Below are 26,874 nucleotides of genomic sequence, written 5' to 3'. Positions count from 1 at the left end.
CATGGAGGCACGAAACCAATATGTCCAGTACCACTGTCGCCGAGTTCGCGAACGAGCTCAAGAAGACTCCCGAAACCTTGCTTGACCAGCTCAAGAGCGCAGGCGTGCCCAAAGCGGCCGCCACCGATGCGCTCACGGAGGCCGACAAGCAGCGCTTGCTCGGCCACCTCAAAGCCAGCCATGGCACCGTCGAGCCGGAGCGCAAGAAGATCACGTTGACCAAAAAGTCGACCAGCGAGATCAAGCAGGCCGACGCCACCGGCCGCGCTCGCACCATCCAGGTCGAGGTGCGAAAAAAGCGCACCTTCATCCAGCGCGATGAAGGCCACCCGGCCACGCCGGAGCACGCACAGCAATCCGCCGAAGCCCCGGCAGCTGCGCCGGCCGCTCCCCAGGTCGACGAGGCCGAACTGGCCCGCCGCGAGGAAGAAGCGCGCCGCCAGGCTGAGCTGATTCGCCGCCAGGAAGAAGAGCTGGTCGAAAAGCGCCGTCTGCGTGAAGAGACCGAAGCCCGCGAACGCGAGCAGGCCGAAAAGGCCGAGCGCGCCGAACAGGCCGAGCAGGAAGCCGCACGCATCGCCGCCGAAAAGAAGGCCGCCGCGGCCGCAGCTGCTGCAACCGCAACGGCCAAGGACACGCCTGCCAAGCCGGTCGCCACCCCTGTTCCCGCAGTGACGGCCGCCGCCGCTGCCGCCGAGCAGCAGGCCGCCGACACCAAGCTCGCAGCCCAGACCGCCGCGACGCAAGCCAAGGAAGACGCGAAGGCCAAGGCCGCCGCCGAATCGAAGGCCCGCGCCGACGAGGAAGCCGCGCGCGCCAAGGACCTCGACGAGCGTCGCCGCAAGGCCCTCGCCGAAGCCGAAGCCATCCGCGCCATGATGAACGCACCGGCCCGCGTGCTGGTGCCGCACAAGGCGCCCGAGAAGCCGCAGCCCGAAAAGGCTGCGGTCAAGGGCACGCTGCACAAGCCGGCCACTCCTCCGGCCCGCCCTGGCGCGCCTGCTGCGCCTGGCGCGGCAGCAGCACCTGGTGCTGCTGGTGCAGGCAAGGAAGTCAAGTCCGCGAAGCTCTCGTCGAGCTGGGCTGGCGATCCTGCCAAGAAGAAAGAAATCAAGACCCGCGGCGATGCCAGCGGTGGTGTGGGTCGCGGCAATTGGCGCGGAGGCCCGCGTGGCCGTCGCGGCAACGACCGAGGCGGTCATGACGAGCAGCACGCACCGGCCGCACCGGTCGAGGCACGCGTGCTCGAAGTGCACGTGCCTGAAACCATCACCGTGGCCGAACTGGCTCACAAGATGGCCGTCAAGGCGCAGGAAGTCATCAAGCAGCTCATGAAGCTCGGCATGATGGCAACCATCAACCAGTCGCTCGACCAGGACACCGCGATGATCATCGTGGAGGACATGGGTCACAACGCGGTGGTTGCCGCGCTCGACGATCCGGAAGCCTTCACTGACGAAGACGTGTCGGCGCAAACCGCCGAAGCCCTGCCGCGCGCACCGGTCGTGACCGTCATGGGTCACGTCGACCACGGCAAGACCTCGCTGCTCGACTACATCCGCCGCGCCAAGGTCGCAGCGGGCGAAGCCGGCGGCATCACGCAGCACATCGGCGCGTACCACGTGCAAACCGAACGCGGCATGGTGTCGTTCCTCGACACCCCGGGTCACGAGGCCTTCACGGCCATGCGTGCCCGCGGTGCGCAGGCCACCGACATCGTGATCCTGGTGGTGGCGGCCGATGACGGTGTCATGCCCCAGACCAAGGAAGCCATCAAGCACGCGAAAGCGGCCGGTGTGCCGATCGTGGTTGCCATCAACAAGGTGGACAAGCCCGACGCCAACCTGGACCGCGTGAAGCAGGAACTGGTGGCCGAAGAGGTCGTGCCCGAAGAGTACGGCGGCGATGTGCCGTTCGTGCCGGTGTCGGCCAAGACCGGCCAGGGCATCGACGACCTGCTCGAACAGGTGCTGCTGCAAGCCGAAGTGCTGGAACTCAAGGCGCCGGTGGATGCCGCCGCCAAGGGTCTGGTCATCGAAGCCCAGCTCGACAAGGGCCGCGGTCCGGTGGCAACGGTGCTGATTCAATCCGGCACGCTCAAGACCGGCGACGTGGTGCTGGCGGGTTCGACCTATGGCCGCGTGCGCGCCATGCTCGATGAAAACGGCAAGACCATCAAGACTGCGGGTCCGTCGATCCCGGTCGAGATCCAGGGCCTGACCGAAGTACCGCAAGCGGGCGACGAGTTCATGGTGATGGCCGACGAGCGCCGTGCGCGCGAAATCGCCACCTACCGTGCCGGCAAGTTCCGCAACACCAAGCTGGCGAAGCTGCAAGCCGCGAATCTGCAGAACATGTTCACCGACCTTTCGGCCGGCGAAGTGCAGACGCTGCGGATCATCATCAAGGCCGACGTGCAGGGTTCGCAAGAAGCGCTGGCCCAGTCGCTGCTCAAGCTGGCGACCGAAGAGGTCAAGGTCCAGATGGTGTACGCGGGTGTCGGCGGCATCAGCGAAAGCGACATCAACCTCGCCATCGCCTCCAAGGCGGTCGTGATCGGTTTCAACGTGCGTGCCGATGCCGGTGCGCGCAAGCTGGCCGAAAACAACGGCGTGCAACTGAACTACTACAGCATCATTTACGACGCTGTGGACGAGATCAAGGTTGCGATGTCGGGCATGCTGGCACCGGAGCGCCGCGAAGAGATCATCGGCTCGGCCGAAATCCGCACGGTGTTCGTGGCGTCGAAGATCGGTACTGTGGCCGGCTCGTACATCACTTCTGGCTCGGTCAACCGCAGCGCGCATTTCCGCCTGCTGCGCGACAACGTGGTGATCTACACCGGCGAAGTCGACTCGATCAAGCGCATGAAGGACGACGTCCGCGAAGTCCGCGAAGGTTTTGAGTGCGGTATCAAGCTCAAGAACTACAACGACATCAAAGAAGGCGATCAGCTCGAATTCTTCGAAATCAAGGAGATCGCCCGGACGCTGTAAGCGTTCGACGCGACCCCGGCCATGCCGAAAAGAAAAGCCGCCGCCCCCAACCGCGCGTTCAAGGTTGCCGACCAGATCCAGCGGGATCTGACGGAGCTGATTGCGCGCGAGTTGAAGGACCCGCGCGTGGGCATGGTCACGATCCAGGCGGTCGAGGTCACACCCGACTATGCGCACGCGAAGATCTACTTCAGCATGCTCACAGGCGACGTGACCGCGACCACCGACGCGCTCAACCAGGCCGCAGGCTTCCTGCGCAACGGCCTGTTCAAGCGCCTGCACATCCACACGGTGCCCACGCTGCACTTTCTGTTCGACCGCACCACCGAGCGTGCGGCCGACATGAACGCGCTCATCGCGCAAGCCGTCGCTTCGCGTTCGAAAGACGACTAGCCATGAATGCGCCACGCACAAGGGTGCAGCGGCGCCCTGTGCATGGGGTGTTGTTGCTCGACAAACCGCTGGGACTCTCCAGCAACCAGGCCTTGCAAAAGGCCAAGTGGTTGCTGCGCGCCGAAAAAGCGGGCCACACCGGCACGCTCGATCCGCTCGCCACGGGTGTCCTGCCGCTTTGCTTTGGCGCGGCCACCAAATTCAGCCAGTTGCATCTGGATGCCGACAAGACCTATGAGGCCACGGCCCGTCTCGGCGTCAAGACCGCGACCGGCGATGCCGAAGGCGACGTGATCGCCGAACGGCCTGTCAATGTCACGCCACAAGACCTGGCGCGTGTGCAGGCGCAGTTCACCGGCCCGATCCGGCAGGTGCCTCCGATGCACAGCGCGCTCAAGAAGGACGGCAAGGCGCTGTACGAGTACGCACGCGAAGGCATCGAAGTCGAGCGGGCGCCGCGCGATGTCATCATCTACAAGCTGGACCTGACCGAACTGGTCGAGTCGGCCGCACGGCAAGGGCAGCGCGCCATCGGGATCGCTGCGACCGTGAGCAAGGGCACCTACATTCGCACCCTCGGCGAAGACATCGGCGAGGCACTCGGCTGCGGTGCGCACCTGACATCGCTGCGCCGCACGGCGACCGGCGACTTCGGGCAGGCGCAATGCATCACGCTCGAAGCGCTCGAAGCCATGGACGAAGAGGAGCGCCTGGCGCAGCTCTTGCCTGCCGAATCGCTGGTGGACGGCCACAGCCGCGTCACGCTCGGCGCGGAAGATGCGGCTCGCTTTCTTTCGGGCCTGCGCCGCCGCGGCGGCTGGGCCGACGCGACAGAGGTGGCCGTGTTCGGCAGCGAACCGCATGCCTTCCTCGGCACGGCCCACGTGGTGGCCGGCGAACTGATCCCGGGGCGCTTGCTGAACCCCATCGAAATTCAGCAAATTCTTTTGAACGCACAACAGACCGAAGCGACACCATGAGTACCAAGCAAATCCGCAATATCGCCATCATTGCCCACGTGGACCATGGCAAGACCACCATGGTCGACCAACTGCTGCGCCAGTCGGGCACCTTCGCCGATCACGAGAAAGTGGTCGACACGGTGATGGACAACAACGCGATCGAAAAAGAACGCGGCATCACCATCCTGGCCAAGAACTGCGCCGTGACCTGGGAAGGCACGCACATCAACATCGTCGACACCCCCGGCCACGCGGACTTCGGCGGTGAAGTGGAACGCGCGCTGTCGATGGTCGACGGCGTGGTGCTGCTGATCGACGCCCAGGAAGGCCCGATGCCGCAGACGCGCTTCGTGACCAAGAAGGCACTGGCCCTGGGCCTGAAGCCGATCCTGGTGGTGAACAAGGTCGACAAGCCGGGTGCCAACCCCGACAAGGTGGTCAACGCCGCCTTCGACCTGTTCGACAAGCTCGGTGCCACCGACGAACAGCTGGACTTCCCCGTGGTGTACGCCTCGGGTATCAACGGCTGGTCGTCGATGGAAGAGGGCGCTGCCGGTGAACAGTGGGGCCCCGACATGTCAGCCCTGTTCAACACCATCCTGAAGCACGTGCCGGCGCAAAAGGGTGATCCTGATGCACCGCTGCAACTGCAGATTTCCGCGCTCGACTTCTCGACCTTCGTCGGCCGTATCGGCGTGGGCCGCATCAGCCAGGGCACCCTGAAGCCGATGATGGACGTGGTCGTGATGGAAGGTCCGGACGGCAAGGCCGTCAAGGGCCGCGTCAACCAGGTGCTGACTTTCCAGGGCCTGGACCGCGTGCAGACGACGGAAGCCGGCCCGGGTGAAATCGTGCTGATCAACGGCATCACCGACATCGGCATCGGCGTCACCGTGACCGACCCCACGAACCCGGCGCCGCTGCCGATGCTCAAGGTCGACGAACCGACCCTGACGATGAACTTCTGCGTCAACACCAGCCCGTTGGCCGGCCGCGAAGGCAAGTTCGTCACCAGCCGCCAGATCTGGGACCGCCTGCAAAAGGAACTGCAGCACAACGTTGCGCTGCGCGTGAACGAGACCGACGAAGAAGGCATCTTCGAAGTGATGGGCCGCGGCGAACTGCACCTGACCATCCTGCTGGAAAACATGCGTCGCGAAGGCTATGAAATGGCCGTCTCGAAGCCACGCGTGGTGTTCCGCACCGTCAACGGCGAGAAGCATGAGCCCATCGAACTGGTGACGGCCGACATCGAAGACCAGCACCAGGGTGGCGTGATGCAGGCACTGGGCGAGCGCAAGGGCGAGCTGGTCAACATGGAGCCGGATGGCCGTGGCCGCGTGCGCCTGGAGTACCGCATTCCGGCGCGTGGCCTGATCGGCTTCACGAACGAATTCCTGAACCTGACACGCGGCTCGGGCCTCATCAGCAACATTTTCGACAGCTACGAAGCGCACAAGGGCGACATCGGCAGCCGCAAGAACGGCGTGCTGATTTCCATGGACGACGGTGAAATCTTCACCTACGCCCTGGGCAAGCTGGACGACCGCGGCCGCATGTTCGTGCGCGCCAACGACCCGGTGTACGAAGGCATGATCGTCGGCATCCACAGCCGCGACAACGACCTGGTGGTGAACGCCACGCGCACCAAGCAGCTGACGAACTTCCGCGTTTCGGGCAAGGAAGATGCGATCAAGATCACGCCCCCGATCGAACTCACGCTCGAATACGGCGTGGAATTCATCGAGGACGACGAGCTGGTCGAAATCACCCCCAAGAGCGTGCGCCTGCGCAAGCGCTTCCTGAAGGAACACGAGCGCAAGCGCGCCGGCCGTCCCGCCTGATCCTGCACGGGCCCTGCGCCTGAAGCGCCTGGCGCACAGGCGCACAGTTTCGAGATCACCTTCTGGCGCAGCTTCTTCACGATGCTGTCGCTGCTGGTGATTTTGTCGTTTTGGCGGGGCGCACGACCTCGGCACGCTGGCCTTTCTCGGCGTGTTCCAGCTCGCTAGGCCGCTGCGCCGCGGGGTTCGCGTCGTTCGGTTCGTCCGGCCTTAACGCGGCGTGGGCTCGAATGCGGGCATGGCGGCGTCCATGACGCCCAGGCTGCTCAAGCGGGCTTCGAGCACCTTCCGCGTGAAGGTCTGTGGAAAGTCGTCTCCCACGCGCCAGGTGCCGTCTTCCTGCACGAAGGTGAATTCGCCGCTCACCGGAAGCGTTGTGTCGCCGCTGCCAGCGATGGCACCCAGCAGGCGGTCGTTGTATTCGACGACCAGTGGGCAGGTCTGGCCTGTGCGGCTTTCGAGCGGCCTGCAGGGGCCGGTGAGTTCGATCTCGGCAATCTCGCGCGAACGGTCGGGGTCCCGGGTCAGCAGGCCGGATTCGGTGTGTCGGCGCAGGACATCCTTGGCGGAAGACGAACGCGCACTCAGGGGCGCTGCGCCTTCGCGAAAGGCCTTCTCCAGCGCCTCGCGACCGATGGGCTCTGCGTTGTAGAGCGGCTTGCCGCTGGCGTCGAGGTGCCCGAATCGGGCCTCGACGATGGCGACATCCGCGCCCCGCACCACGATCTCGTCGCTCTTCGGCGAGCGGGGCCCGATGGTGTAGGCCATCGATTCGGTGCTGTCGCCTTGCTTCATGAGCGCGACGCAGCCGCGCACGCGCTCCGGCTTGCGGTAGCCGACCTCACGCATGCTGCCGACCGAGGGCGTCTGGATGGAGGAACTGCTGCCTGGGTCGAGGTTGCGCATGCGCACGTCCATGGCCACGCGGACCATCAGGCTGTCGAGTGTCTTGCGCGTGGAGGCGGCGTCGCAGGCGGGCACGCTGCCCGGCGCAAAGAAGAACCAGCCGAGCCCGCCGGCCACGACCAACGTGCCCAGGATGAACTTCCATGCGCCGAGCCGGCGGGTGCGTTGCGCCTGGCGCCTCCATGTGCGCACGGCCTGCTCGTCAGCGTCGATCAGAACTTGCGCTTCGGCCACGATGCGCTGCCGCTCGGCGGTCATTGCGAAGCCCGGCTCGGTGGCGACCTGGGCGCGAGTGGCGTCGAAGGTTTCTTTTTCGAGAAGGCCTTCGGTCACGAGCCAGGCCAACGTGGTCGCAGGCGCTGCGGGCACGGTGCCCACGACGGGCGTTTCCCGCCGCGCCATGTCGCGCGTCTCGGTGTCGATGAGGCCGTCCTTGCAGAGCGACTCGACTGCTTCATGCGTGATGCCACGTTCGGCCAGCTCGACGAGGTCGTCGGCGTCGATGGCGGTGTCTTGCGCGTCGTCCAGGTTGGGGTCGGCGGGGGTGGCCGCTTCGAGCTTCTCGAGGGCCGCGTCCTGCTGCTCTGTGGAGATCAGGCCTCGCACGCGCATCCAGGCCAGCGCATGGGCCGGACTCGGAAGCGGGGGGAGGGTGGCGGTCTCGGGATGGGCCAGCACGGCATCGTGCTGCGCGTCGGTGATGAGGCTCTGCGTCAGCAGGGCCAGGAACGCATCCGGATTGGCGTCAGAAGTCATGCGGGGATTCTGCCGTGGGTGGCAGAGGCCTTCGTGCCAGGAAAAGCGGACAAAAAAACGCCGGCATCGGCCGGCGCTTCTTTTCAGATCCTCAGGGGATCAGGGACGGGCAACCTTCCAGGCGCCGTTGGCCACGCCATCACCGGTCTTGTCGCCAGCCTTGGCGTCCTTTGCCCAGTAGTACAGCGGCCAGCCCTTGTAGGCCCACTGGCGCTTGCCATCTTCGCGAATGATGATGGTGTAGCCGCCCATGGGCTTGGCGGTGTCGGCCACGCCGAGCGCGGGCCAGTTGGCGGCGCACTGCGCGTTGCAGGCGGAGGTGCCGGCGCCGGCCGTGTCCTTGGCGAAGGTGTAGAGCGTCATGCCGTTCGGTCCGACCAGCACGCCGTCGGCGGTGCGGGTGGGCGCGTCGGGTGCGCTGGCGGTCTTGTTGGACATGCCGCCGCAGCCGGCGAGCAGGGCCGCCGCGAGGATCGAGGCGCTGAGCAATTTCATGCAGTTTCTCCTTCAGTTGAAAAATCGCGACAACAAGCCAGGTGATTGCGCGAGCCGGCAGTTTATGCGGTTGCTAAGACAAATCGCGGTAGGCCAGCGTCGCCAGTTTGAGCAAAACTTCTCGCGGCAGCTTGCCGGCAAGGGCGTAGCCGAAGCCCTGGTCGACCCAGTAGAAGCTGGGCACGGGGCCTTCGGAGGCGAAGCGGAAGGCCGTCTCGCGCGATGCGGTGGCGTCTGCGGCGCGGGCGTCGAGGGTGCCGATGTACAGCGTCACGCGCTCGCCGGTGGCGTTCTCGAACATGAATTGGGCGCGCGCGCCGGTTTCTCCGGGCAGCAGGCGACCGCCGACCAGCGTGTAGCCCTGGGTCGACAGGTCGGGCACCTTGAGCGGCCTGTCGAGGCGCTTGGAGAGCCACTGCACCAGGTGCTGCTGCTCGGTGGCGGCGACCTCGACGGGGTGGCGTTTCTCGGGGGCGTAGACGGCGTGTGCGACGGATGCGTCGTGCACGAACTCGCGCACGGCGGGGGCACGTGCCAGTTGAGCGCCGGCACGCAGCGTGCCTGACCATTGGGCGCTGCCGAGCCAGCCGGCGGCAAAGGCGACCAGCAGGCCGGCCGCCATGCCGCCCCAGCGCAGCCAGGCACCGCGCCGGGTGTGCCGAGGCAATTGGCGGTCGAGCGCGCTCATCAGAGCGGGGGGAACGGGTTCGCCGAGCAATTCGCCGTGCAGCCGCCGCAAGGCGTCGCGCTGCGTGTGCCATGCCGCCACCTTGGCGGCCACGGCCGGATCGCGCGCCAGCGCCTCTTCGACTGCGCCGTGGCGATCGGGGGCCAACTGGCCATCGACCCAGGCGTGCAGCTCGTCGTCGGTAGGGGGCGGGGCGGGGCGGTTCATGGTGGTGCGGCGGCGGTTGTCATTTGAGGCGGCGCAGGCCGGGGCGAATGGGCGCGGATGCGCCATCCATCAGTTCCTGCAGCCGGGCGCGGGCACGCGAGAGGCGCGACATCACGGTGCCGGCAGGAATGCCCAGCACCTTGGCCACCTCGGCATACGACAGGTCCTCGAGGGTGACGAGGAGCAGCACGGCGCGCTGCTCCTCGGGAAGCTGCATCAGACAGCGCTGCAGGTCGATGCCTGTGCCCTGGTCGCGGCCCGGATCGACGCCGCCATGCAACTCGTGCGGCACGTCGTCGAGCGACACCACGCTGTGCGGCGGCGGTGTGCGCCGCACCTGGCTTGCGAAGATGTTGTGCATGACGGTGAAGAGCCACGCACGCAGGTCGCTGCCCACCACCCAGAGCCTCCACTTGCTGCAGGCGCGTTCGAGCGTGTCCTGCACCAGGTCGTCGGCAGCCCGCGCGTTGCCCGTGAGCGCCCGCGCGTAGTGGCGCAGGCTCGGGATGTGCTCGACCAGCAGGCGGGCGTCCATGGGCGGGCGGGGTGAGGGCGGGCGATCGGCCGATCAGGGCTTGGCGGTCTTCCAGGTGCCGTTGACGCCGTCGCCGGTCTTGTCGCCCGGCTTGCTGTCCTTGGCCCAGTAGTAGAGCGGCCAGCCCTTGGCGGCCCATTGCTTCTTGCCGTCGTCGCGCGTGACGACTGTGAAGTCGCCGGCAGGCTTGTCGCTGTCAGCGGCCATGAAGGGCGGCCAGTTGGTCGCGCAGCCTCCGTTGCAGACCGATTTGCCGTTGCCGGCCGTGTCCTTGTCGAAGGTGTAGAGCGTCATGCCATTCGGCCCGACCAGCGCGCCGTCAGCGGGCTTGGGCTGTGCGAGCACCGGGAGGGCGAGAACGCCGCCCAGCAGGATGGCGGCGAGACCGACGGAAGAAGCGCGAAAAGGCGACATGGAAAGACTCCTGTGTGGGTGTTGGCATCGGCGATCCGATGACAACTGCACAAACGCCCGCAGCCGACCTTTTATTCCAACGCTCGCAAAAAAATATTTTTTAGCGGCTGCGGCTCTTCATCGCGCGTTCCACCTCGCGCTTGCCTTCGCGGTCCTTGATGGTGTCGCGCTTGTCGTGTTCGGCCTTGCCCTTGGCCAGTGCGATGTCGCATTTGACCTTGCCGGCCTTCCAGTGCAGGTTGAGCGGCACCAGCGTGTAGCCCTTCTGCTCGACCTTGCCAACGAGACGGCGGATTTCCTCCTTGTGCAGCAGCAGCTTCTTGGTGCGGATCGAATCGGGGCTGACGTGGGTCGACGCGCTCTTGAGCGGGTTGATCTGCAAGCCCACGACATACAGCTCGCCATCGCGGATCACCACGTAGCCGTCGGTGAGCTGCACCTTGCCTTCGCGCAGGGATTTGACCTCCCAGCCTTCGAGGACCATGCCGGCCTCGAAGCGTTCTTCGAAGAAATAGTTGTAGGCGGCCTTCTTGTTGTCGGCGATGCGGGAAGAGGTATCTTGTTTCTTTGTGGCCATGACTCAGGAATGTTGGGGCTGCATGGCTTCAATACAATCCGTCGCGCACGCTGCACCGATTCTATGAAAACAGTCAACAAGTCCGTCCTCATCTGGTACAGCGCCGAAGAGATGTATGCGCTCGTCACCGATGTGGCGAAGTATCCGCAGTTTCTTCCATGGTGCGACAAGTCGCGAATCATCGAGGAGGACGAGGCTGGCATGACCGCCGAAGTCGGCCTGTCCTTCGGTGGTTTCCACCAGAGCTTTACCACCCGCAACACCCACGTCCCGGGGCGCGAGGTGCAATTGAAATTGGTCGATGGGCCGTTCTCCAACCTCGATGGCACCTGGAAGTTCGTGCCCGTGGGCGAGCAGGGCGAGCGCGCCTGTCGCGTCGAGCTGCACATGAGCTACGGCTTCAGCAATTTCGCCCTGCAGGCGCTGGTGGGCCCGGTGTTCGACACCATCGCCTCCAGCCTCGTCGAAGCCTTCGTCAAGCGCGCCGAGCAGGTCTACGGCGCCACCTGATCGATGATCGAAGTCACGCTGAGCTGCTCGCCCGCAGCACGCGAGGTGTTCGAGCAGGTCTTGCAGCTCGCGCCTGGAACAACGCTGGTGGATGCCGTGCAGGCCAGTGGCCTTGTGCCGCGCTTTCCCGATCTGGACTGGCGGCATGCCATGACGCCGGGCATCTGGGGCAGGGCGGTCGAGTGGGATCAGGCCTTGAAGGACGGCGACCGCATCGAGCTGTGCCGCCCCCTCAAGGTGGACCCGAAAGTGGCGCGCCGCGAGCGCTTTCAGCGGCAAGGCGCGCGGGGCACGGGTCTGTTTGCGACTCGCCGCAAGGGCGGCAAGGCCGGCTACTGACGGACTCTGCCAGCGCTGCTTACTTGCAGTCGCTGTCGATCACGGTCTGCAGGCGTTTCTGCTCAGCAGCACGGGCCGTGTCGTCCATGATTTCGCGTTCACCTTGCGCATTGACCTTCGCGATGCGGATGCCGCTGTCGACCGTGGCCTTGCCCTGGCGCGCGAGCGCGCAGTTATCTGCCCTAGCCTTGGCGACCTTGGCGGCTTCCGCTGCTTCCTTGGCCTTTTGCTCGGCCTCGGCCTTCTTTGTCTTCTCTTCGAGTTCCTTGTCGACGCCCGTGGGCTTGGGTGCCTTGGATGCAGCACTGCTGGAGGCATCGGCTGCCGGTGGTGCGTCGGTATTGGATGCATCGACGGTCGCGCGTGCCGGCGGCGGCGAACCTGAGCGGCGCAGGATGTTCTTGTCGGGAACGTCGGGCGGCGGCGCCTGATCGCTGAAGACCTTTTTCCCGTTCTTGTCGATCCATTGCCATTGCGCGCTCGCACAGAGCGGCATCGCAGCAACACATCCCAGTAGCAGCCAGTGTGCGAATTTCATCCCCGAAGTTTAGCTGCGCCTTACTTTTGGCAACATCCGGATTGGGTGCTTTTGCAACGGTCCTGAAAGTCCCGGGCCAGCGGACACCCCGGCCCCCTCGTTACAATCCGTCTTTTGGAGCTTCACCCATGCGCCTTCTCGGCAAAGCGCTCACCTTCGACGACGTGTTGTTGGTGCCAGCGTTCTCCCAGGTCCTGCCCAAGGACACCTCTCTCGCCACCAAGTTTTCCCGCAACATCACGCTGAACCTGCCGCTCGTCTCTGCGGCCATGGACACCGTGACGGAAGCCCGCCTCGCAATTGCCATTGCGCAAGAGGGCGGCATCGGGATCGTTCACAAGAACCTCACCGCGCAACAGCAGGCCGCCGAAGTGGCCCGCGTGAAGCGCTATGAATCGGGCGTACTGCGCGACCCGGTGGTGATCACGCCGACGCACTCGGTGCGCCAGGTGATGGCGCTGTCCGACCAGCTCGGCATCTCGGGTTTCCCGGTGATCGACGGCGGCAAGGTCGTCGGCATCGTGACGGGGCGCGACCTGCGCTTTGAAACGCGCTACGACGTGCCGGTCAGCGAAATCATGACGCAGCGCGACAAGCTCATCACCGTGCCCGACGGCACCACGCTCGCCGATGCCAAGGCGCTGCTGAACAAGTACAAGCTCGAACGCCTGCTGGTCATCAACAGCGACTGGGAGCTCAAGGGCCTGATCACCGTCAAGGACATCACCAAGCAGACCAGCTTCCCCAACGCAGCACGCGACCCCAGCGGCCGCCTGCGCGTGGGCGCGGCGGTCGGCGTGGGTGACGGCACCGAGGAACGCGTCGAAGCACTGGTAAAGGCCGGCGTCGATGCCATCGTGGTCGACACCGCGCACGGTCACAGTGCTGGCGTGATCGAGCGCGTGCGCTGGGTCAAGCGCAACTATCCGCAGGTCGACGTCATCGGCGGCAACATCGCCACCGGCGATGCAGCGCGTGCGCTGGCCGACGTGGGCGCCGATGCGGTCAAGGTCGGCATCGGCCCTGGCTCGATCTGTACCACCCGTATCGTGGCCGGCGTGGGCGTGCCGCAGATCATGGCGGTCGACAGCGTCGCCATCGCGCTGCAAGGCACGGGCGTTCCGTTGATCTCCGACGGCGGCGTGCGCTACTCGGGCGACATCGCCAAGGCGATTGCCGCCGGTGCCAGCACTGTGATGATGGGCAGCATGTTCGCCGGTACCGAAGAGGCTCCGGGCGAAATCGTGCTGTACCAGGGCCGCAGCTACAAGAGCTACCGCGGCATGGGCTCCATCGGCGCAATGCAGCAGGGCAGTGCCGACCGGTACTTCCAGGAATCGACCACCGGCAACCCGAACACCGACAAGCTGGTGCCCGAAGGCATCGAAGGCCGCGTGCCCTACAAGGGCTCGATCGTCTCCATCGTCTACCAGATGGCCGGCGGCGTGCGCGCCAGCATGGGCTACTGCGGCTGCGCGACCATCGAGGACATGCAGAACAAGGCCGAGTTCGTCGAGATCACCACGGCCGGCATTCGCGAAAGCCACGTGCACGACGTGCAGATCACCAAGGAAGCGCCGAACTACCGCGCGGAGTAATGTGGCCCCCACGCGCCCCCACTGCGTGTGGGGCGGCCCGGCGTCGGCCTAGCTTCCAATCTGGCCAGACCTTGAAAATAAGGCCAGATTGGGTTTAGAATTTGGGCCAGATTCAATTTTTCTGGCCCAAATGCAATCCATCGGCATCGCTGAAGCCAAGAACAACTTCTCTGCCCTGATCGACTCGGTCGAAAAGGGCGAGGAGGTTCGCATCACCCGCCACGGCAAGGAAGTCGTGCGCATGCTGCCGGTGCGCCGCAAGCCGATCATCACCGACGAGCAGATCGAGCGCGAACTCGGCCAGATCGACGCGCTGCACGCCACCATCCAGCCGGGCCTTTCGGTGCGCGCATTGCTCGACGAAGGGCGCCAATCGTGACAGCCTTCGTCATGGACGCTTCCGTCACCGCCGCCTGGCTGCTGCCCGACCAGGCCAGCGAACACACCCGCAAGCTCTACGCCGCCATTCGCCGCGACGAGGTCGAGCCGCAGGCGCCCAACGCCTGGCAATGGGAGTGCGCCAACATCCTTGCCAACGGCGTGCGCAGCGGTCGCATTCCATCGTCCGCGGTCGAAGGGCTGTGGAGCGTGCTCGATGCCATCCGCCACCGCGTCGAGCTGCACGAACTTGCACCGGCACAGCACAAGGCCGTGCTGGCCGTGGCCATCGACGCCGGCGTGTCGCTCTATGACGCGGGCTATCTCTGGCTCGCCAAGTCGCTCAATCTCCCGCTCGCCACCTTCGACGAGCATCTCATCAAGGCCGCGCCCCAAGCGGGCGTCAAGCTGTTCGACATTTCAACGCTCTGAGTCAACGCCCATGCAACACGACAAGATCCTCATCCTCGATTTCGGCTCGCAAGTCACCCAGCTCATCGCACGCCGTGTGCGCGAAGCGAATGTGCTGAGCGAAGTGCACCCCTGCGACGTCACCGACGAATGGGTGCGCGAATACGCCGCCGACGGCCACCTGAAAGGCGTGATCCTTTCGGGCAGCCACGCGAGCGTCTACGAAGAGACCACTGACAAGTGCCCGCAGGCCGTGTTCGACCTCGGCATTCCGGTGCTCGGCATCTGCTACGGCATGCAGACCATGGCCCACCAGCTCGGCGGCAAGGTCGAAGGCGGCCACAAGCGCGAGTTCGGCTTCGCGGCCGTGCGCGCTCTTGGCCACACCGCGCTGCTCAAGGACATCGCCGACTTCACCACGCCTGAAGGCCACGGCATGCTCAACGTGTGGATGAGCCACGGCGACAAGGTCACCGAACTGCCGCCGGGCTTCAAGCTCATGGCCAGCACTGACAGCTGCCCCATCGCCGGCATGGCCGACGAGGCGCGCCGCTATTACGCGCTGCAGTTCCATCCCGAAGTCACGCACACCGTGCAAGGCAAGGCGATCCTCGAGCGCTTCGTGCTCGGCATCTGCAACGCCAAGCCCGACTGGGTCATGCGCGACCACATCGCCGAAGCCGTGCAGAAGATCCGCGAGCAGGTGGGCGATGAGGAAGTCATCCTCGGCCTGTCGGGCGGTGTCGATTCGAGCGTGGCCGCTGCGCTGATCCATCGCGCCATCGGCGACCAGCTCACCTGCGTGTTCGTCGACCACGGCCTGCTGCGCCTGAACGAAGGCGACATGGTCATGGAGATGTTCGAAGGCAAGCTGCATGCGAAGGTGATTCGCGTCGATGCAAGCGATCTGTTCCTGGGCAAGCTCGCCGGCGTGAGCGACCCCGAAGCCAAGCGCAAGATCATCGGCGGCGAGTTCGTCACCGTGTTCAAGCAGGAAGCCGCCAAGCTCAAGGCCGGCGACGGCGGGCACAAGGGCGCGACCTTCCTGGCGCAAGGCACGATCTACCCCGACGTCATCGAGTCGGGCGGTGCCAAGAGCAAGAAGGCCGTCACCATCAAGAGCCACCACAACGTGGGCGGCCTGCCCGAACAGCTCGGCCTGAAGTTGCTCGAGCCGCTGCGCGATCTCTTCAAGGACGAAGTGCGCGAACTCGGCGTGGCCCTCGGCCTGCCGCCCGAGATGGTGTATCGCCATCCGTTCCCCGGCCCGGGCCTGGGCGTGCGCATCCTTGGCGAAGTGAAGAAGGAATACGCCGACCTGCTGCGCCGCGCCGACGCGATCTTCATCGAGGAACTGCGCAACTTCAAGGACGAGACCGGCAAGAGCTGGTACGACCTCACGAGCCAGGCCTTCACCGTGTTCCTGCCCGTGAAGAGCGTGGGCGTGATGGGCGATGGCCGCACCTACGACTACGTCGTCGCGCTGCGCGCCGTGCAGACCAGCGACTTCATGACCGCCGACTGGGCCGAGCTGCCGTATGCGCTGCTCAAGAAGGTGTCGGGCCGCATCATCAACGAAGTGCGCGGTATCAACCGTGTGACCTACGACGTGTCGAGCAAGCCGCCGGCGACGATCGAGTGGGAATGAAGTAAGCCCGCAGCCTGCGTGACCCGGCCCTGCGTTTACACGCACCGGGTGCGTGGGCAATGCACCATCGCTACGATGACCGCCTGTTCGTCGCCCTGTCGAACGATGGTGCAACGGCTTCGCCTTTCGCTTCTTTCTTCTTTTCAGCGAAACGCGCGAAGCGCCGGATGCCAGCCACCTCGCACCAGCGAGCCAGCCTGCCACTGAAATCTTCCCAGCGCCTGCCATCTGCCATGGGGCGGCCTTCTCATCTCGATTGAAGGACGCTGACATGCACCCGGATACTTCCAAAGCTCGCTCCGACCAGCGCCATGCGCTGGACCTTTTGCTCGAACGTCATTCGCCCTGGCCATTGACCGAGCCCGCGCCGTCCGCTGAAGAATTGGACCTCGTGTTCCAGTCCGCGCTGCGGGCCCCGGACCACGGACAACTTCGCCCCTGGCGCTTCGTACTCATCCGTGGTGATGCACGACTGGCCTTGGGCAACGTCTTCGCGAACGCTGCGCGCCTGCGCGATCCCCTCGACGACGGCGAGCGCTTTCGCGGCAAAGCCATGGCAGCGCCCGTGCTCATCGCGATCTGCGCCCGGGTGCAGTCGCCGCACAAGGTGCCGGAATCCGAGCAGGTCCTCGCCGTGGGCGCCGCCGCGATGAACATGCTCAACGCGCTGCACTTGCTGGGCTATGGCGGTTTCTGGGCGACGGGGCTCAACAGCTACGACCGTCATGTGCAGCAGGCGTTGGGCCTGCAGGACGCAGAGCGGCTGCTGGGCTTCCTGTACGTGGGAACCCCGAAGGAGGCGACGCAGGCTCCCGCGCGAGAAGCGCCGGATGCGTTCGTGCGCGAATGGACGGGTGAGACGACCCGCCACACTGCGGCCGACCTGGCATCCGTTCGATGACTTGCAGACGCGACAGTGCGCCGTCGCCAGCTGGCGACGGCGCATATCGTTGCCAGACCGAGGCTTAGAAGCTGGCCTTCAGACCCACCGAGAACATGCCGCCCTTGGCCTGCTTCGACACCTTGCCGAAGTAGTCGTAGTCCGCCGTCACCGACAGGTTCTGCGTCACGCGGTATTCGGCACCGAAGCCCGCCATGACACCGGTGGCGTTGCCGGAGATGCGCTGGTAGCTCGGCGCCCACTTGTCGCCGCCGGAGACGCTGCCGCGCGCGAGGCCCAGGCGTCCGTTGAGCGCGAAGGATTCGCCGATCGGCAAGCGGGCCGTCGCGGCTGCATAGAAGGCGCTGCCTGTGCCGTTCTGGTGACTGGAGATGCCGTTCACCGCGGTCCACTGGCTCACGCGACCCAGGCGCGCATAGCCCACTTCCACGCCGAAGGTTTCCGTCAGGCGATAGCCGCCGTACATCTTGTAGGCGGTGCCGGACTTGCTGCTCTTCTCGCCGCCCCACGGCGCGGGCACGCTGTTGGAGCCCGACAGGCTGTAGCTCGAGCGGCCGATGGCGCCGCCCGCGTAGAAGCCGGTGTCCTGAGAGGGGCCGGCGGCGTAAGCGCCCATGGATGCGGTGCCGAGCAAAAGGGCTGCGAGGACGGTGCAGGCTTGCGTTTTCGTCAAGATGAAATTCCTTGTGGGATTGGGTTGAAATCGATCGACAGGTGGCAGGCTGTTGCCGTGCCATCAGCGTCCATCGATTCTCAAATTTCAAGCTGAAGACGAGCTTGGTGCTTGCTGAAGATCGCATGAAGGGCAGCGGCCATGCGCGATGATCGAGGCATGTCTGAACAGTTTCTTCTTCCCGGTATCGATCCCCCGCCGCGGCCTCTGCCGCGCAGCCGAAAAAACAAGCCGCAGCGCAAGGAAGCGCTGCCGCACGCACTCTTCTTCGCCATCCTCCCGAGCCCGCAAGACGCCGCATCCATCGCCGCATTGGGCGCGCTGATGGACTCGCGTCATGTGCTGAAAGCCACGCTGATCGATGCGCCGCGCCTGCACGTCACGTTGCACGATCTGGGCGAGTACGCGGTGGTGCCGCAAGACAAAGTGGCGCTCGCGCGGGCTGCCGCCGCGACGCTGGAAGCGCCGTCCTTTGACGTCGTGTTCGACCGGTCCATGAGCTATGCGAAGGGTGCGCTCGTGTTGTGCGGCAATGAAGGGACCGGCGCGCTCGCGCAGTTCAGGCAGCGACTGGGCGAAGCACTGGCGGACGCGGGCTTCAAGCCGACGCGCGCCTTCACGCCGCACATGACGCTGGCCTACGCGCGCCGCAAGCTCGAAGAGCACGCGATCGACGAACCGGTCCGGTGGCGCGCCGGGTCATTGGCGTTGATCGACAGCCACGTGGGCGAGGGCGTCCACGAAATCCTGGCGCAGTGGCCGGTCATGCAGAACTCTGAGGAGGCCTGAGGTGAGCGAGCCGCTGCTGGTCTGCCTGGACGTGGACTACCGCGCCGACACGGCGGTGGGCGCCGGCGTCTGGTTCCGTGGATGGGCCGCGGAGCGCGAAGAAGCACGCGCCGTCGCGGGCTTCAGCGGCATCGCGCCCTACGAGCCCGGCGAGTTCTATCGCCGCGAGTTGCCCTGCCTGCTCGGCGTTCTGCGCGCAGGGCCGGCGGCCGACATCATCGTCGTGGACGGCTATGTCTCGCTGGGCGAGGGGCGCGCGGGTCTCGGCGCGCATCTGCATGCGGCGCTCGATCGAAAAGTGCCCGTCGTCGGCATCGCGAAAACCGCGTACCGCAGCGCACCCGAAGCCATCGCAGTGCGGCGCGGCCAGAGCGGCTCGCCGCTGTTCGTAACGGCGGTGGGTATCGATGCATCGACGGTTGCGGAGGCGCTGAAACGCATGCACGGTCCGTTTCGCGTGCCGACGCTGTTGCGCAACGTCGATCAGCTCGCGCGCAGTGCCATGCCGGACCGGTTCGAGCCGACAGCGGGCATTGGGTAGCCGGTCAATCGCTATCCGCGAAGTTGTCGAACAGCAACCCGCGCAGCCACTGGTTGCCCGGATCGCGATGCACCTTCGCATGCCAGAACAGATTGATCGCAATCTGCGGCAGCGCCACGGGGTGAGGGCGCCACACCAGCCCGAAGGGTTCGGCAATGCTCTGCGCCAGCCGCTCGGGCACCGTGGCGATCATTCCGCTCGAACGCAGGATGTGGCCGATGGCCACGAAGTGCGGCACGCGCAGCCGGATGCGACGCTGGATACCTTGCGCGGCCATCACGTCGTCGGCCTTGCCGTGGCCCGTGCCGGCTGCCTGCACCAGCACATGGTCGGCCGCGCTGAAGTCTTTCAGTGACAGGCTGCGCTTGCGCGCCAGCGGATGCGTGCCCGAGAAAAGGCACACGTAGCGCTGCAGGAACAGCCGGCGCTGGAACACGCCCGCCTTGAGCTGCGGCAAGAGGCCGATGGCAATGTCCACATGGCCGGCTTCCAGCTCGTCGCGCAGGTTGGTCGCGGTGTTGTTGCGCAGGGTGCTGATCGTCACGCCCGGTGCCGCGAGCGACAGCGCTTCCATCAGCTTGGGCGTGAAGTAGATCTCGCCGATGTCGGTCATGGCGAGCGTGAAGCTGCGCGTGCTGGTGGCAGGGTCGAACACCACCTGCTGGTTGAGCGCCGTGTGCAGCGCGCCCATCGCATAGGCCACCGGCTCGGCCAGTTGCAGTGCGAAGGGCGTGGGCTCCATGCCGCGCGCCGTACGCAAGAAAAGTTCATCGCCCAGCAGCTTGCGCAGCCGTGCCAGCGCATTGCTGATGGCGGGTTGTGAAAGCCCGAGCGATTCGGCCACGGCCGACACGCGTTTTTCGGCCAGCATGCGGTCGAACACCAGCAACAGGTTGAGGTCGATGTCCTTGAGCTGCATGGCGGACCTTTATTCATGCCAGTGATGAAGATGATTCACCAGATTCTATTGGTCAATCTTCATCGGCCGCGCATCATCCAGCCCCAGAGACAAGCCGGCCATGACGCCGGCGCAAAGAGAGCCCGACGATGGACCTGCACATTCACCCCCTTGCCCGCACCCTCGAGGTCCGCCCCGGCGCGAACCTGCTCGAAGTGCTGCGCGAGCACCATGTGCCGGTGTCGTACAGCTGCATGTCGGGGCGCTGCGGCACCTGCCGCTGCAAGGTGGTGTCGGGCCAGGTGCTCGACGGTGGGCAGGACGCGATCCGGCCGGACGGGCAGGGCGAGCGCTACGTGCTGGCCTGCCAGAGCACGCTGACCGAAAGCTGCACCATCGAGATTCCCGAGCCCGATGAGGTGGTGGTGCATCCGGCGCGCATCCTGAAGGCCACCGTCACGGGCATCGATGTGCTCACGCACGACATCCGCCGCCTGCGGCTCAAGCCCAACAAGCCGCTGGAGTTTTCTCCGGGCCAGTACGCGCAATTGCAGTTCGCCCCCGATCTGGCGCGGCCGTATTCGATGGCTGGCCTGAGCCGCGATGCGGAGCTTGAGTTCCATGTCCGCAGGGTGCCGGGCGGCCGCGTGACGGCGCATATCTTCGAGCAACTGCGTGTGGGCGATTCCGTGCGGGTGAGCGGGCCGCTGGGCACGGCTTACCTGCGCACGAAGCACCGAGGCCCGATGCTCTGCGCCGCGGGCGGCACCGGGCTCGCGCCGATTCTTTCCATCGTGCGCGGCGCCATCGCGGCGGGGCTGACGCAGCCGATTCACCTGTACCTCGGCGTGCGCTCCGATGAGGACGTCTACGGCCTGCAGGAGCTGCGCGAGCTGCAGGCGCAGCACGCGGGCCTGAAGGTGCACGTCGTGGTCGTCACCGGCCCGGCGCGCGATGGCCAGCGCCTGGGCCTCATCACCGATGCGATCCGTGCCGACTGGCCCGGCAAGCTCGACGGCTGGCGCGCCTACCTCTGCGGCTCGCCGCCGATGGTCGAGGCCGTGACCCAACTGGTGCGCGCACGCGGCCTTGCACCCGAACAGACCCATGCCGATGCCTTCTACCTGCAAGGCACCTGAAGAACACACGCAGACAGACAAGAAAAGGAGACCCGCGATGACCACGCAAGCCGTGTTCCCCATCGAGTTGCGATGGGAGAACGACAAGACCAGCCGCATTCCCTTCATGGCTTACACCGACGAGGCGCTGCACAAGAAGGAGCTGCAGCGCTTCTTCTACGAGAAGCATTGGTGCTATGTCGGGCTGGAAGCCGAGATCCCGAACCCCGGCGACTTCAAGCGCACTGCCATCGGTGAGCGCTCGGTCATCCTGTCGCGTGACGAAGCGGGCGCGATCCACGTCTTCGAGAACGTCTGCGCCCATCGCGGCATGCAGTTCTGCCGTGAGCGCCACGGCAACAAGAAGGAGTTCGTCTGCCCCTATCACCAGTGGAACTACACGCTCAAGGGCGACCTGCAGGGCGTGCCGTTTCGCCGCGGCGTCAAGCAGGACGGCAAGGTGCACGGCGGCATGCCGGCCGACTTCAAGACCGAGGACAACGGCCTGAACAAGCTCAAGGTCGCGTCGCGCGGCGGCGTGGTGTTCGCCTCGTTCGACCATGAGATCGAATCCTTCGAGGAATTCCTCGGCCCTGACATCCTTCATTACTTCGACCGCCTGTTCAATGGTCGAAAGCTCACGATCCTGGGCTACAGCCGCCAGCGCATTCCGGGCAACTGGAAGCTGATGCAGGAGAACATCAAGGACCCCTACCACCCGGGCCTGCTGCACACCTGGTTCGTGACCTTCGGCCTCTGGCGTGCCGACAACAAGTCGGAGCTGAAGATGGATGCGCGCGGCCGCCACGCCGCCATGATTTCCACGCGCGGCAATGCAGGCAAGGCCGCGCAGGTGACGCAGGTGTCGAGCTTCAAGGAAAGCATGCAGCTCAAGGACCCGCGCTTTCTCGACATCGTGCCCGAGCCCTGGTGGGATGGACCGACGGCAGTGATGATGACGCTGTTCCCGAGCCTGATCCTGCAGCAGCAGGTCAACAGCGTGTCGACGCGGCACATCCAGCCGGTGGGCCACGACGCCTTCGATTTCGTCTGGACGCATTTCGGCTTTGAAGACGACACCGAAGAGATGACGCAGCGCCGTCTGCGGCAGGCCAACCTGTTCGGGCCGGCCGGCTTCGTGTCGGCGGACGACGGCGAGGTGATCGAGTTCTCGCAGCAAGGCTTCGAGCAGAAGCCCTACCACCGCACGCTCGCCGAGTTGGGCGGGCGCGAGGTCGAGAACACCGATCACATGGTGACCGAGACGCTGATTCGCGGCATGTACCGCTACTGGCGCGAAGTGATGGAGGCGGCATGAAGCTCGACGCCGACACCTATCTCGAACTGGCCCGTCTTTACGCGGCCTATGCGCATGCGGTCGATTCCGGCAAGTGGGACCTGTGGCCCGCGTTCTTCATCGAACAATGCAGCTACCGGCTGCAGCCACGTGAGAACCACGAGCGCAATCTGCCGCTGGCCACGCTGTCCTTCGAGAGCCGGGGCATGCTCGAAGACCGTGTCTACGGCATCCAGGAGACGCTGTTCCACGACCCGTACTACCAACGTCATGTGGTCGGTTTGCCGGTGGTGCATTCGGTGGACGCCGATGGCGCGATCCACAGCGAAGCCAACTACGCGGTGTTCCGCACCAAGCTCGACGGACCTTCCACCGTGTTCAATGTCGGCCGCTACATCGACAAGGTCGTGCCGACGCCCGAAGGCCTGAAGTTCGCTTCGCGCCTGTGCGTGTTCGACAGCGAAATGATCCCGAACTCCATCATCTATCCCATCTGAGCCATGCAAGAAAAAGAACCAGAGACCCACGGTGCGCCATTGAGGCGCTTTGTCGACCCGGCCTACCAGCCGCTGTGCAGCAACCTCGCCGATGTGCGCGAGAAAATCGACGCGCTCGACCGCAAGATCGTCGCGCTGCTGGCCGAGCGCGGCCGCTACGTGAAAGACGCCGCGCGCTTCAAGTGCGATGCCTTCCAGGTGTCGGCGCCGCAGCGCCAGCAGGAAGTGATCGACAAGGTTCGGGCGTTGGCCGAGAAGGAGGGCGCTTACCCGGAGGTGGTTGAGGCGGCTTACCGCGCGCTCATCGCGGGCTTCATCGCACGCGAGCAGCAGGACCATCTGGGCATGGTCGATGTGGGGGCCAAGCCATGAGCGTGATCCGCATGCTGCCGCTTGCCGTCGCCGCGCTCTTCGCTGTGGCCGGCGCGCACGCACAACAGGAATGGCCGCAGCGCCCCGTGCGCATCGTCGTGCCGTTCGCGGCCGGCTCGTCGCCCGACATCCTTGCGCGCATCGTCAACGACAAGCTCTCGGCCCGCATCGGCCAGCCGCTGATCGTCGACAACAAGCCCGGCGCCGGCGGCAACACCGGCACCGACCAGGTCTCGAAAGCCTCGCCCGACGGCTACACCTTCCTGCTGTCGGTGAATGCGCCGCTGGTCTACAACACCATCCTCTACAAGAACCTGCCCTACGACCCGTTCAAGGACCTCGTGCCGGTGTCGCTCGCCGCGACCACCCCCAATGTCTGCGTGGTCTCGAATTCGATGAACGTCGATTCGGTCAAGGGCTGGCTGGCCGCGATGAAGCAGAACCCCGGCAAGTTCAACTTCGCGTCGACGGGCAACGGATCGATCTCGCACCTGGGCGTGGAGCTGATCAAGCTCAAGACCCAGTCGTTCGCGGTGCACATTCCGTATGCGTCGTCGGGACAGGCGGTCACGGCCATCATCCAGGGCGACGTGCAGTACGCCTGCCTGCCGCCCGTCACGGTGATGCCGCAGGCCAAGGCCGGGCGCCTGAAGGCGCTGGCCGTCACCTCGGCCGAGCGCTCGGCGCTGCTGCCCGACCTGCCCACGCTGCGCGAATCGGGCCTGCCCGACATCCAGGCGGTGCCCTGGTTCGCCTACATGGCGCCCAAGGGCACGTCACCGGAGATCGTGCAGCGCATGAGCCGTGAGATCGCCGTTGTGTTGAAAGACCCCGAAACCCAGAAGCGCCTGCAGACCGCGTACTTCGATGGCGTGGGCAGCACGCCCGAAGCGCTGGGCAAGTTCATGGGCGAGGAACTGCGCCGCTGGAAGCCGGTGATCGAACGCGCGGGCATCAAGGCCGACAACTGAGCGAAGGAAAATGAACATGAGCACGATGACCTGGGTCGACGCCGCAGCAGTCGGCGATGTTCCCGCCGACGACGTGGTGGGCATCGAAGTGCAGGGCAGGGACATCGCCCTGTACGGCACCGAAGACGGCATTCACGCGACCGACAACATCTGCACGCACGGGCACGCCCGGCTGTGCGACGGTTTCCTGGAAGGCCATGAGATCGAATGCCCGCTGCATCAGGGGCGCTTCGATGTGCGCAACGGCAAGGCGATGTGCGCGCCGTTGACCGAAGACCTGCGCAGCTACCCGGTGAAGATCGAGGGCGGCCGGGTCTTCCTCGCGTTCGAGGCCTGAGCGATCTGTTCCGCATCGGGTCCACGCGATCTGTATCTGTTTTTCGGCAAGGGGGTGGCGACAATGACGCTCCTTTTCATGGAAGCCATATGACAGAGCAAACCCGCGACCAGATCGCCGACCTCATCGCCTCGGAACTGGGCCACAGTTTCGAGGGCGACATCATTGCGGGCGGCCATTACGTGCCCCTCGTGCGCGATGGCCGAACGGTCTACCTGAGCGGGCAGGTGCCGCGTGTGGGCACCACCGTGGTCGTCACCGGGCGGGTGGGCGATCAGGTGTCGCTGGCCAAGGCGCAAGACGGTGCGCAGATCTGCGTGCTGCGCAGCCTGGCGCTGCTGCGGCGTGCGCTGGGTTCGCTCGATGCGGTCGAGAAGGTGTTGCGCGTCGGCGTGTTCGTGCAGTGCACGGCAGACTTCACGCAGCAGAGCGAAGTGGCCGATGCGGCGTCCGACCTGCTGCACCGCGTGTTCGGCGATGTCGGCGTGCATGTGCGCACGGCGGTCGGTGTCTATGCGCTGCCGAAGAACGCGACCGTCGAGGTCGAGATGACGGTGGCCGCAAAGGCCTGACGCACTGGGCGCCTAGGCCGCCTGTGCTTCCTGTGCCCCTTGCAGGCGGCGCGACGGCTCGGCCTGGTGCAGGTACACCGCGAAGGTGTCATATGGCAGTTCGCGCGACTCCTGCCGGAGCAGGCGTCCGACTTCACCCCGGTGGTAGCCGCCGTGGGTGACGACATGGGTCAGCATTTCTTCGCGTGACATGAAGCCCTTGTCTCCATCGGTGAAGACGAAGGGCACGCGCTCGGCCAGCAGCGCCGGTGTCATCGTTTCCAGATAGTCGAGGTACCAGCGGTCCAGCGTGGCCACGGCGGTGCGAAGGTCCTTCAGCGTCGGTGTGTGTTCGGTGTTGTCCATGGAAAAGTCGTGCGCTTTGCCCACGAGATGCGCCGCGAAGATCTGGTTCACCACGAGGCAGTGGTTGATCAGCCGGATGGCGGTGTGCCGCGCATCCCTGTGCAATTCCGGATCGAAGCCTTCCATTCGTTCCAGCAGCTCGTCGTGGGCCCATGTCTGGTAGTTGAAAAGTGTACGAAGCAGTGCCGACGCGCTCATGACTGGGGTGTCCTTTGATTCGGGGGAAGGCCATGCTACGTGAATAGGATTGCCTGTCTACCCCTGTCCGAAGCCGACTAACGCGGTGGCTGGTTCACGATGTCGCGCGCCAGCGAGGCGATCGTCAGCGGCGCGCAGCCTTCGGCGTTGTTGCTCACGGTGACGAAGGCGTTCTGCCCCGCGCGCGTGGTGCCGGCAATCACCTTGGCCAATGCCGCGCGCGTTTCAGGATCGGGATCGATCACCTTGTCGAAGGGGCCGTAGAGCTTCTCCGCATCCTCATAGCCGAAGCGGCCGTGGCGGCGGTGCAGGTTCCAGCGGCACACCAGCGGACCGGGCCAGAGCGCGCGCAGCATCGGCAACTGGTCTTCGATCGGCGGCATCTTGGCGTGCAGGCCCATGCAGAAGGTGGCGCGCACGCTGCGCAGCATGTCGGCGAAGGCGGGGCACAGCAACTGCGGATCGCGCACTTCGACCGCGATCACCGCGTCGGGCGCCACGGATGTCAGGTCGGGCAGCGATTCGAGCATGGCGGCGATGCGCCCGAGCAGCGCGGGCTGGTCGGCCAGCAGGTGCCCTGGGATGGGGCTGAACTGGAACACCAGCACGCCGATGCGGTGGCCGAGCCCTTCGAGGGCCGGCAGCACGAACTCTTGCCGCGCGATCTCGCTGCTCAGGAACACCGGGTTGGCCTGCATGCCGCGACCGCTTTCGTCGCGCACGGTGGCGTCGGTCACCAGGCTCGGCGCCTTGACCACGAAGCGGAAGTCGTCGGGCACCATGGCCGCGTAGCGCGCGTATTGGCTCGCGGTGAGGGCGCGGTAGAAGTTGCGGTCCAGGCTCACGGTGCGAAACAGCGGGTGCTTCGCCAGCGCGGAAAGGCCGTTCTTCGACAGCACGGTCTCGGCGTATTCACCGTCCCACACGAGCTTGGCCCAACCCGGGTAGCTCCACGACGAGGTGCCGAGCCTCAGTTGAGGCGGCAACGCCGCGGCCAGTTCGACGAGCGCCGGATCGGTCGGCGCAGCCTCGACCGTGCCGGTGCGCGATTTCTTCTTCGCGGGCGTTTCGGTCCCTGCCTCCGGGCCGGGCGGCAGCGATGCCGCAGGCGCCTCTTGCGGGCGCGGAAGATCGGGGAAAAGGGAGTCCTGCACTTCAGCCATGTGTGGG

Annotated in this window: 31 protein-coding genes and 1 pseudogene; 21 read left to right on the top strand and 11 right to left on the bottom strand. The window is 65.5% G+C overall.

The window, feature by feature from the left end:
- Positions 1-20 precede the first annotated feature (20 nt).
- The 5 genes and pseudogenes from infB to H7F35_RS35190 all read left to right on the top strand — a co-directional run.
- Positions 21-2,996 (top strand): translation initiation factor IF-2, encoded by a 2,976-nt coding sequence (gene infB / locus H7F35_RS31385; protein WP_187110394.1) that lies wholly within the window; start codon positions 21-23, stop codon positions 2,994-2,996.
- Between the two features lie 21 nt (positions 2,997-3,017).
- Positions 3,018-3,389 (top strand): 30S ribosome-binding factor RbfA, encoded by a 372-nt coding sequence (gene rbfA / locus H7F35_RS31380; RefSeq protein WP_187110393.1) that lies wholly within the window; start codon positions 3,018-3,020, stop codon positions 3,387-3,389.
- Between the two features lie 2 nt (positions 3,390-3,391).
- Positions 3,392-4,369, top strand: a complete 978-nt coding sequence (gene truB, locus H7F35_RS31375) for a tRNA pseudouridine(55) synthase TruB (RefSeq protein WP_187110392.1) — start codon at positions 3,392-3,394, stop codon at positions 4,367-4,369.
- On the top strand, positions 4,366-6,195 hold the full coding sequence (typA, locus tag H7F35_RS31370; protein ID WP_187110391.1) for a translational GTPase TypA: 1,830 nt from the start codon (positions 4,366-4,368) through the stop codon (positions 6,193-6,195). Before truB ends, typA begins: the two co-directional genes overlap by 4 nt.
- A 39-nt stretch (positions 6,196-6,234) precedes the next feature.
- Positions 6,235-6,336, top strand: a pseudogene (locus tag H7F35_RS35190) (permease); the annotation flags it as partial.
- Between the two features lie 69 nt (positions 6,337-6,405).
- Here H7F35_RS35190 and H7F35_RS31365 read toward each other — a convergent pair.
- From H7F35_RS31365 to smpB, 6 genes are all read right to left on the bottom strand, one after another.
- A complete protein-coding gene (locus H7F35_RS31365; RefSeq protein WP_187110390.1) occupies positions 6,406-7,857 on the bottom strand; it encodes a hypothetical protein in 1,452 nt (483 codons plus the stop codon).
- Positions 7,858-7,956: 99 nt separating this feature from the next.
- Entirely contained in the window at positions 7,957-8,352 is a 396-nt protein-coding gene (locus H7F35_RS31360; protein WP_187110389.1) for an ATP-binding protein, read from the bottom strand.
- A 73-nt stretch (positions 8,353-8,425) separates the two neighbouring features.
- Complete coding sequence (locus H7F35_RS31355; protein WP_187110388.1) at positions 8,426-9,247, bottom strand: anti-sigma factor family protein; 822 nt, start codon at positions 9,245-9,247, stop codon at positions 8,426-8,428.
- Positions 9,248-9,266: 19 nt separating this feature from the next.
- Positions 9,267-9,782, bottom strand: coding sequence for an RNA polymerase sigma factor (locus tag H7F35_RS31350; RefSeq protein WP_187110387.1), 516 nt, complete (start codon positions 9,780-9,782; stop codon positions 9,267-9,269).
- A gap of 33 nt (positions 9,783-9,815) precedes the next feature.
- On the bottom strand, positions 9,816-10,196 hold the full coding sequence (locus tag H7F35_RS31345) for a hypothetical protein (protein WP_187110386.1): 381 nt from the start codon (positions 10,194-10,196) through the stop codon (positions 9,816-9,818).
- A 100-nt stretch (positions 10,197-10,296) separates the two neighbouring features.
- Positions 10,297-10,773: an SsrA-binding protein SmpB gene (gene smpB / locus H7F35_RS31340; RefSeq protein WP_093432407.1), complete on the bottom strand. Its 477-nt coding sequence runs from the start codon at positions 10,771-10,773 to the stop codon at positions 10,297-10,299.
- Between the two features lie 63 nt (positions 10,774-10,836).
- Between smpB and H7F35_RS31335 the strand changes: the two genes are divergently transcribed.
- Both H7F35_RS31335 and H7F35_RS31330 read left to right on the top strand, forming a co-directional pair.
- Positions 10,837-11,283: a type II toxin-antitoxin system RatA family toxin gene (locus H7F35_RS31335; RefSeq protein WP_187110385.1), complete on the top strand. Its 447-nt coding sequence runs from the start codon at positions 10,837-10,839 to the stop codon at positions 11,281-11,283.
- A gap of 3 nt (positions 11,284-11,286) precedes the next feature.
- Positions 11,287-11,622, top strand: coding sequence for an RnfH family protein (locus H7F35_RS31330; RefSeq protein WP_187110384.1), 336 nt, complete (start codon positions 11,287-11,289; stop codon positions 11,620-11,622).
- Positions 11,623-11,641: 19 nt separating this feature from the next.
- Here the strand turns inward: H7F35_RS31330 and H7F35_RS31325 are convergent, their stop codons facing one another.
- Positions 11,642-12,160, bottom strand: a complete 519-nt coding sequence (locus H7F35_RS31325) for a DUF4124 domain-containing protein (RefSeq protein WP_187110383.1) — start codon at positions 12,158-12,160, stop codon at positions 11,642-11,644.
- Between the two features lie 128 nt (positions 12,161-12,288).
- Between H7F35_RS31325 and guaB the strand changes: the two genes are divergently transcribed.
- The 5 genes from guaB to H7F35_RS31300 all read left to right on the top strand — a co-directional run bounded on the left by guaB (position 12,289) and on the right by H7F35_RS31300 (position 17,096).
- The gene (gene guaB, locus H7F35_RS31320; RefSeq protein ID WP_187110382.1) at positions 12,289-13,758 is read left to right on the top strand and encodes an IMP dehydrogenase; all 1,470 of its coding nucleotides are present in this window, start codon (positions 12,289-12,291) and stop codon (positions 13,756-13,758) included.
- A 130-nt stretch (positions 13,759-13,888) separates the two neighbouring features.
- Positions 13,889-14,137, top strand: a complete 249-nt coding sequence (locus tag H7F35_RS31315) for a type II toxin-antitoxin system Phd/YefM family antitoxin (RefSeq protein ID WP_187110381.1) — start codon at positions 13,889-13,891, stop codon at positions 14,135-14,137.
- A gap of 11 nt (positions 14,138-14,148) precedes the next feature.
- The gene (locus H7F35_RS31310; RefSeq protein ID WP_093239586.1) at positions 14,149-14,568 is read left to right on the top strand and encodes a type II toxin-antitoxin system VapC family toxin; all 420 of its coding nucleotides are present in this window, start codon (positions 14,149-14,151) and stop codon (positions 14,566-14,568) included.
- A gap of 10 nt (positions 14,569-14,578) precedes the next feature.
- The gene (guaA, locus tag H7F35_RS31305; protein ID WP_187110380.1) at positions 14,579-16,195 is read left to right on the top strand and encodes a glutamine-hydrolyzing GMP synthase; all 1,617 of its coding nucleotides are present in this window, start codon (positions 14,579-14,581) and stop codon (positions 16,193-16,195) included.
- A gap of 271 nt (positions 16,196-16,466) precedes the next feature.
- Positions 16,467-17,096, top strand: a complete 630-nt coding sequence (locus tag H7F35_RS31300) for a nitroreductase (protein WP_187110379.1) — start codon at positions 16,467-16,469, stop codon at positions 17,094-17,096.
- A gap of 64 nt (positions 17,097-17,160) precedes the next feature.
- Here the strand turns inward: H7F35_RS31300 and H7F35_RS31295 are convergent, their stop codons facing one another.
- A complete protein-coding gene (locus H7F35_RS31295) occupies positions 17,161-17,769 on the bottom strand; it encodes a porin family protein (protein WP_187110378.1) in 609 nt (202 codons plus the stop codon).
- Between the two features lie 159 nt (positions 17,770-17,928).
- On the opposite strand from H7F35_RS31295, the gene H7F35_RS31290 reads away from it, so the two are divergent.
- Both H7F35_RS31290 and H7F35_RS31285 read left to right on the top strand, forming a co-directional pair.
- A complete protein-coding gene (locus H7F35_RS31290; RefSeq protein ID WP_187110377.1) occupies positions 17,929-18,558 on the top strand; it encodes a 2'-5' RNA ligase family protein in 630 nt (209 codons plus the stop codon).
- A gap of 1 nt (position 18,559) precedes the next feature.
- A complete protein-coding gene (locus H7F35_RS31285) occupies positions 18,560-19,099 on the top strand; it encodes an endonuclease V (protein WP_222621987.1) in 540 nt (179 codons plus the stop codon).
- Between the two features lie 4 nt (positions 19,100-19,103).
- On the opposite strand, the gene H7F35_RS31280 is transcribed toward H7F35_RS31285, so the two are convergent.
- A complete protein-coding gene (locus H7F35_RS31280) occupies positions 19,104-20,018 on the bottom strand; it encodes a LysR family transcriptional regulator (RefSeq protein WP_187110376.1) in 915 nt (304 codons plus the stop codon).
- Positions 20,019-20,146: 128 nt separating this feature from the next.
- On the opposite strand from H7F35_RS31280, the gene H7F35_RS31275 reads away from it, so the two are divergent.
- From H7F35_RS31275 to H7F35_RS31245, 7 genes are all read left to right on the top strand, one after another.
- A complete protein-coding gene (locus tag H7F35_RS31275) occupies positions 20,147-21,136 on the top strand; it encodes a 2Fe-2S iron-sulfur cluster-binding protein (RefSeq protein WP_187110375.1) in 990 nt (329 codons plus the stop codon).
- A 37-nt stretch (positions 21,137-21,173) separates the two neighbouring features.
- The gene (locus H7F35_RS31270) at positions 21,174-22,433 is read left to right on the top strand and encodes an aromatic ring-hydroxylating dioxygenase subunit alpha (protein ID WP_187110374.1); all 1,260 of its coding nucleotides are present in this window, start codon (positions 21,174-21,176) and stop codon (positions 22,431-22,433) included.
- The gene (locus H7F35_RS31265; RefSeq protein ID WP_187110373.1) at positions 22,430-22,909 is read left to right on the top strand and encodes an aromatic-ring-hydroxylating dioxygenase subunit beta; all 480 of its coding nucleotides are present in this window, start codon (positions 22,430-22,432) and stop codon (positions 22,907-22,909) included. The genes H7F35_RS31270 and H7F35_RS31265 overlap by 4 nt, the downstream gene beginning before the upstream one ends.
- A gap of 3 nt (positions 22,910-22,912) precedes the next feature.
- Complete coding sequence (locus H7F35_RS31260) at positions 22,913-23,281, top strand: chorismate mutase (protein WP_187110372.1); 369 nt, start codon at positions 22,913-22,915, stop codon at positions 23,279-23,281.
- Entirely contained in the window at positions 23,278-24,252 is a 975-nt protein-coding gene (locus H7F35_RS31255; protein WP_261803431.1) for a Bug family tripartite tricarboxylate transporter substrate binding protein, read from the top strand. Before H7F35_RS31260 ends, H7F35_RS31255 begins: the two co-directional genes overlap by 4 nt.
- Positions 24,253-24,268: 16 nt before the next feature.
- The gene (locus H7F35_RS31250) at positions 24,269-24,589 is read left to right on the top strand and encodes a non-heme iron oxygenase ferredoxin subunit (RefSeq protein WP_187110371.1); all 321 of its coding nucleotides are present in this window, start codon (positions 24,269-24,271) and stop codon (positions 24,587-24,589) included.
- Positions 24,590-24,678: 89 nt separating this feature from the next.
- Positions 24,679-25,161: a RidA family protein gene (locus H7F35_RS31245; RefSeq protein ID WP_187110370.1), complete on the top strand. Its 483-nt coding sequence runs from the start codon at positions 24,679-24,681 to the stop codon at positions 25,159-25,161.
- 12 nt (positions 25,162-25,173) lie between these two features.
- Here the strand turns inward: H7F35_RS31245 and H7F35_RS31240 are convergent, their stop codons facing one another.
- Both H7F35_RS31240 and H7F35_RS31235 read right to left on the bottom strand, forming a co-directional pair.
- Positions 25,174-25,704 carry a DinB family protein gene (locus H7F35_RS31240; protein WP_187110369.1) on the bottom strand — a complete coding sequence of 177 codons (531 nt, stop codon included), beginning with the start codon at positions 25,702-25,704 and terminating at the stop codon, positions 25,174-25,176.
- 77 nt (positions 25,705-25,781) lie between these two features.
- Positions 25,782-26,867, bottom strand: a complete 1,086-nt coding sequence (locus tag H7F35_RS31235; RefSeq protein WP_187110368.1) for a DUF72 domain-containing protein — start codon at positions 26,865-26,867, stop codon at positions 25,782-25,784.
- Positions 26,868-26,874 lie beyond the last annotated feature (7 nt).

Source organism: Variovorax sp. PAMC26660 (assembly GCF_014302995.1).
Lineage (GTDB): Bacteria > Pseudomonadota > Gammaproteobacteria > Burkholderiales > Burkholderiaceae_C > Variovorax.
This window is presented reverse-complemented; position numbering and strand designations above follow the sequence as displayed.

Coding starts and splice junctions, on each gene's coding strand:
- infB (WP_187110394.1), top strand. CDS start 21: ATGTCCAGTACCACTGTCGCCGAGTTCGCGAACGAGCTCAAGAAGACT.
- rbfA (WP_187110393.1), top strand. CDS start 3,018: ATGCCGAAAAGAAAAGCCGCCGCCCCCAACCGCGCGTTCAAGGTTGCC.
- truB (WP_187110392.1), top strand. CDS start 3,392: ATGAATGCGCCACGCACAAGGGTGCAGCGGCGCCCTGTGCATGGGGTG.
- typA (WP_187110391.1), top strand. CDS start 4,366: ATGAGTACCAAGCAAATCCGCAATATCGCCATCATTGCCCACGTGGAC.
- H7F35_RS31365 (WP_187110390.1), bottom strand. CDS start 7,857: ATGACTTCTGACGCCAATCCGGATGCGTTCCTGGCCCTGCTGACGCAG.
- H7F35_RS31360 (WP_187110389.1), bottom strand. CDS start 8,352: ATGAAATTGCTCAGCGCCTCGATCCTCGCGGCGGCCCTGCTCGCCGGC.
- H7F35_RS31355 (WP_187110388.1), bottom strand. CDS start 9,247: ATGAACCGCCCCGCCCCGCCCCCTACCGACGACGAGCTGCACGCCTGG.
- H7F35_RS31350 (WP_187110387.1), bottom strand. CDS start 9,782: ATGGACGCCCGCCTGCTGGTCGAGCACATCCCGAGCCTGCGCCACTAC.
- H7F35_RS31345 (WP_187110386.1), bottom strand. CDS start 10,196: ATGTCGCCTTTTCGCGCTTCTTCCGTCGGTCTCGCCGCCATCCTGCTG.
- smpB (WP_093432407.1), bottom strand. CDS start 10,773: ATGGCCACAAAGAAACAAGATACCTCTTCCCGCATCGCCGACAACAAG.
- H7F35_RS31335 (WP_187110385.1), top strand. CDS start 10,837: ATGAAAACAGTCAACAAGTCCGTCCTCATCTGGTACAGCGCCGAAGAG.
- H7F35_RS31330 (WP_187110384.1), top strand. CDS start 11,287: ATGATCGAAGTCACGCTGAGCTGCTCGCCCGCAGCACGCGAGGTGTTC.
- H7F35_RS31325 (WP_187110383.1), bottom strand. CDS start 12,160: ATGAAATTCGCACACTGGCTGCTACTGGGATGTGTTGCTGCGATGCCG.
- guaB (WP_187110382.1), top strand. CDS start 12,289: ATGCGCCTTCTCGGCAAAGCGCTCACCTTCGACGACGTGTTGTTGGTG.
- H7F35_RS31315 (WP_187110381.1), top strand. CDS start 13,889: ATGCAATCCATCGGCATCGCTGAAGCCAAGAACAACTTCTCTGCCCTG.
- H7F35_RS31310 (WP_093239586.1), top strand. CDS start 14,149: ATGGACGCTTCCGTCACCGCCGCCTGGCTGCTGCCCGACCAGGCCAGC.
- guaA (WP_187110380.1), top strand. CDS start 14,579: ATGCAACACGACAAGATCCTCATCCTCGATTTCGGCTCGCAAGTCACC.
- H7F35_RS31300 (WP_187110379.1), top strand. CDS start 16,467: ATGCACCCGGATACTTCCAAAGCTCGCTCCGACCAGCGCCATGCGCTG.
- H7F35_RS31290 (WP_187110377.1), top strand. CDS start 17,929: ATGTCTGAACAGTTTCTTCTTCCCGGTATCGATCCCCCGCCGCGGCCT.
- H7F35_RS31280 (WP_187110376.1), bottom strand. CDS start 20,018: ATGCAGCTCAAGGACATCGACCTCAACCTGTTGCTGGTGTTCGACCGC.
- H7F35_RS31275 (WP_187110375.1), top strand. CDS start 20,147: ATGGACCTGCACATTCACCCCCTTGCCCGCACCCTCGAGGTCCGCCCC.
- H7F35_RS31270 (WP_187110374.1), top strand. CDS start 21,174: ATGACCACGCAAGCCGTGTTCCCCATCGAGTTGCGATGGGAGAACGAC.
- H7F35_RS31265 (WP_187110373.1), top strand. CDS start 22,430: ATGAAGCTCGACGCCGACACCTATCTCGAACTGGCCCGTCTTTACGCG.
- H7F35_RS31260 (WP_187110372.1), top strand. CDS start 22,913: ATGCAAGAAAAAGAACCAGAGACCCACGGTGCGCCATTGAGGCGCTTT.
- H7F35_RS31255 (WP_261803431.1), top strand. CDS start 23,278: ATGAGCGTGATCCGCATGCTGCCGCTTGCCGTCGCCGCGCTCTTCGCT.
- H7F35_RS31250 (WP_187110371.1), top strand. CDS start 24,269: ATGAGCACGATGACCTGGGTCGACGCCGCAGCAGTCGGCGATGTTCCC.
- H7F35_RS31245 (WP_187110370.1), top strand. CDS start 24,679: ATGACAGAGCAAACCCGCGACCAGATCGCCGACCTCATCGCCTCGGAA.
- H7F35_RS31240 (WP_187110369.1), bottom strand. CDS start 25,704: ATGAGCGCGTCGGCACTGCTTCGTACACTTTTCAACTACCAGACATGG.
- H7F35_RS31235 (WP_187110368.1), bottom strand. CDS start 26,867: ATGGCTGAAGTGCAGGACTCCCTTTTCCCCGATCTTCCGCGCCCGCAA.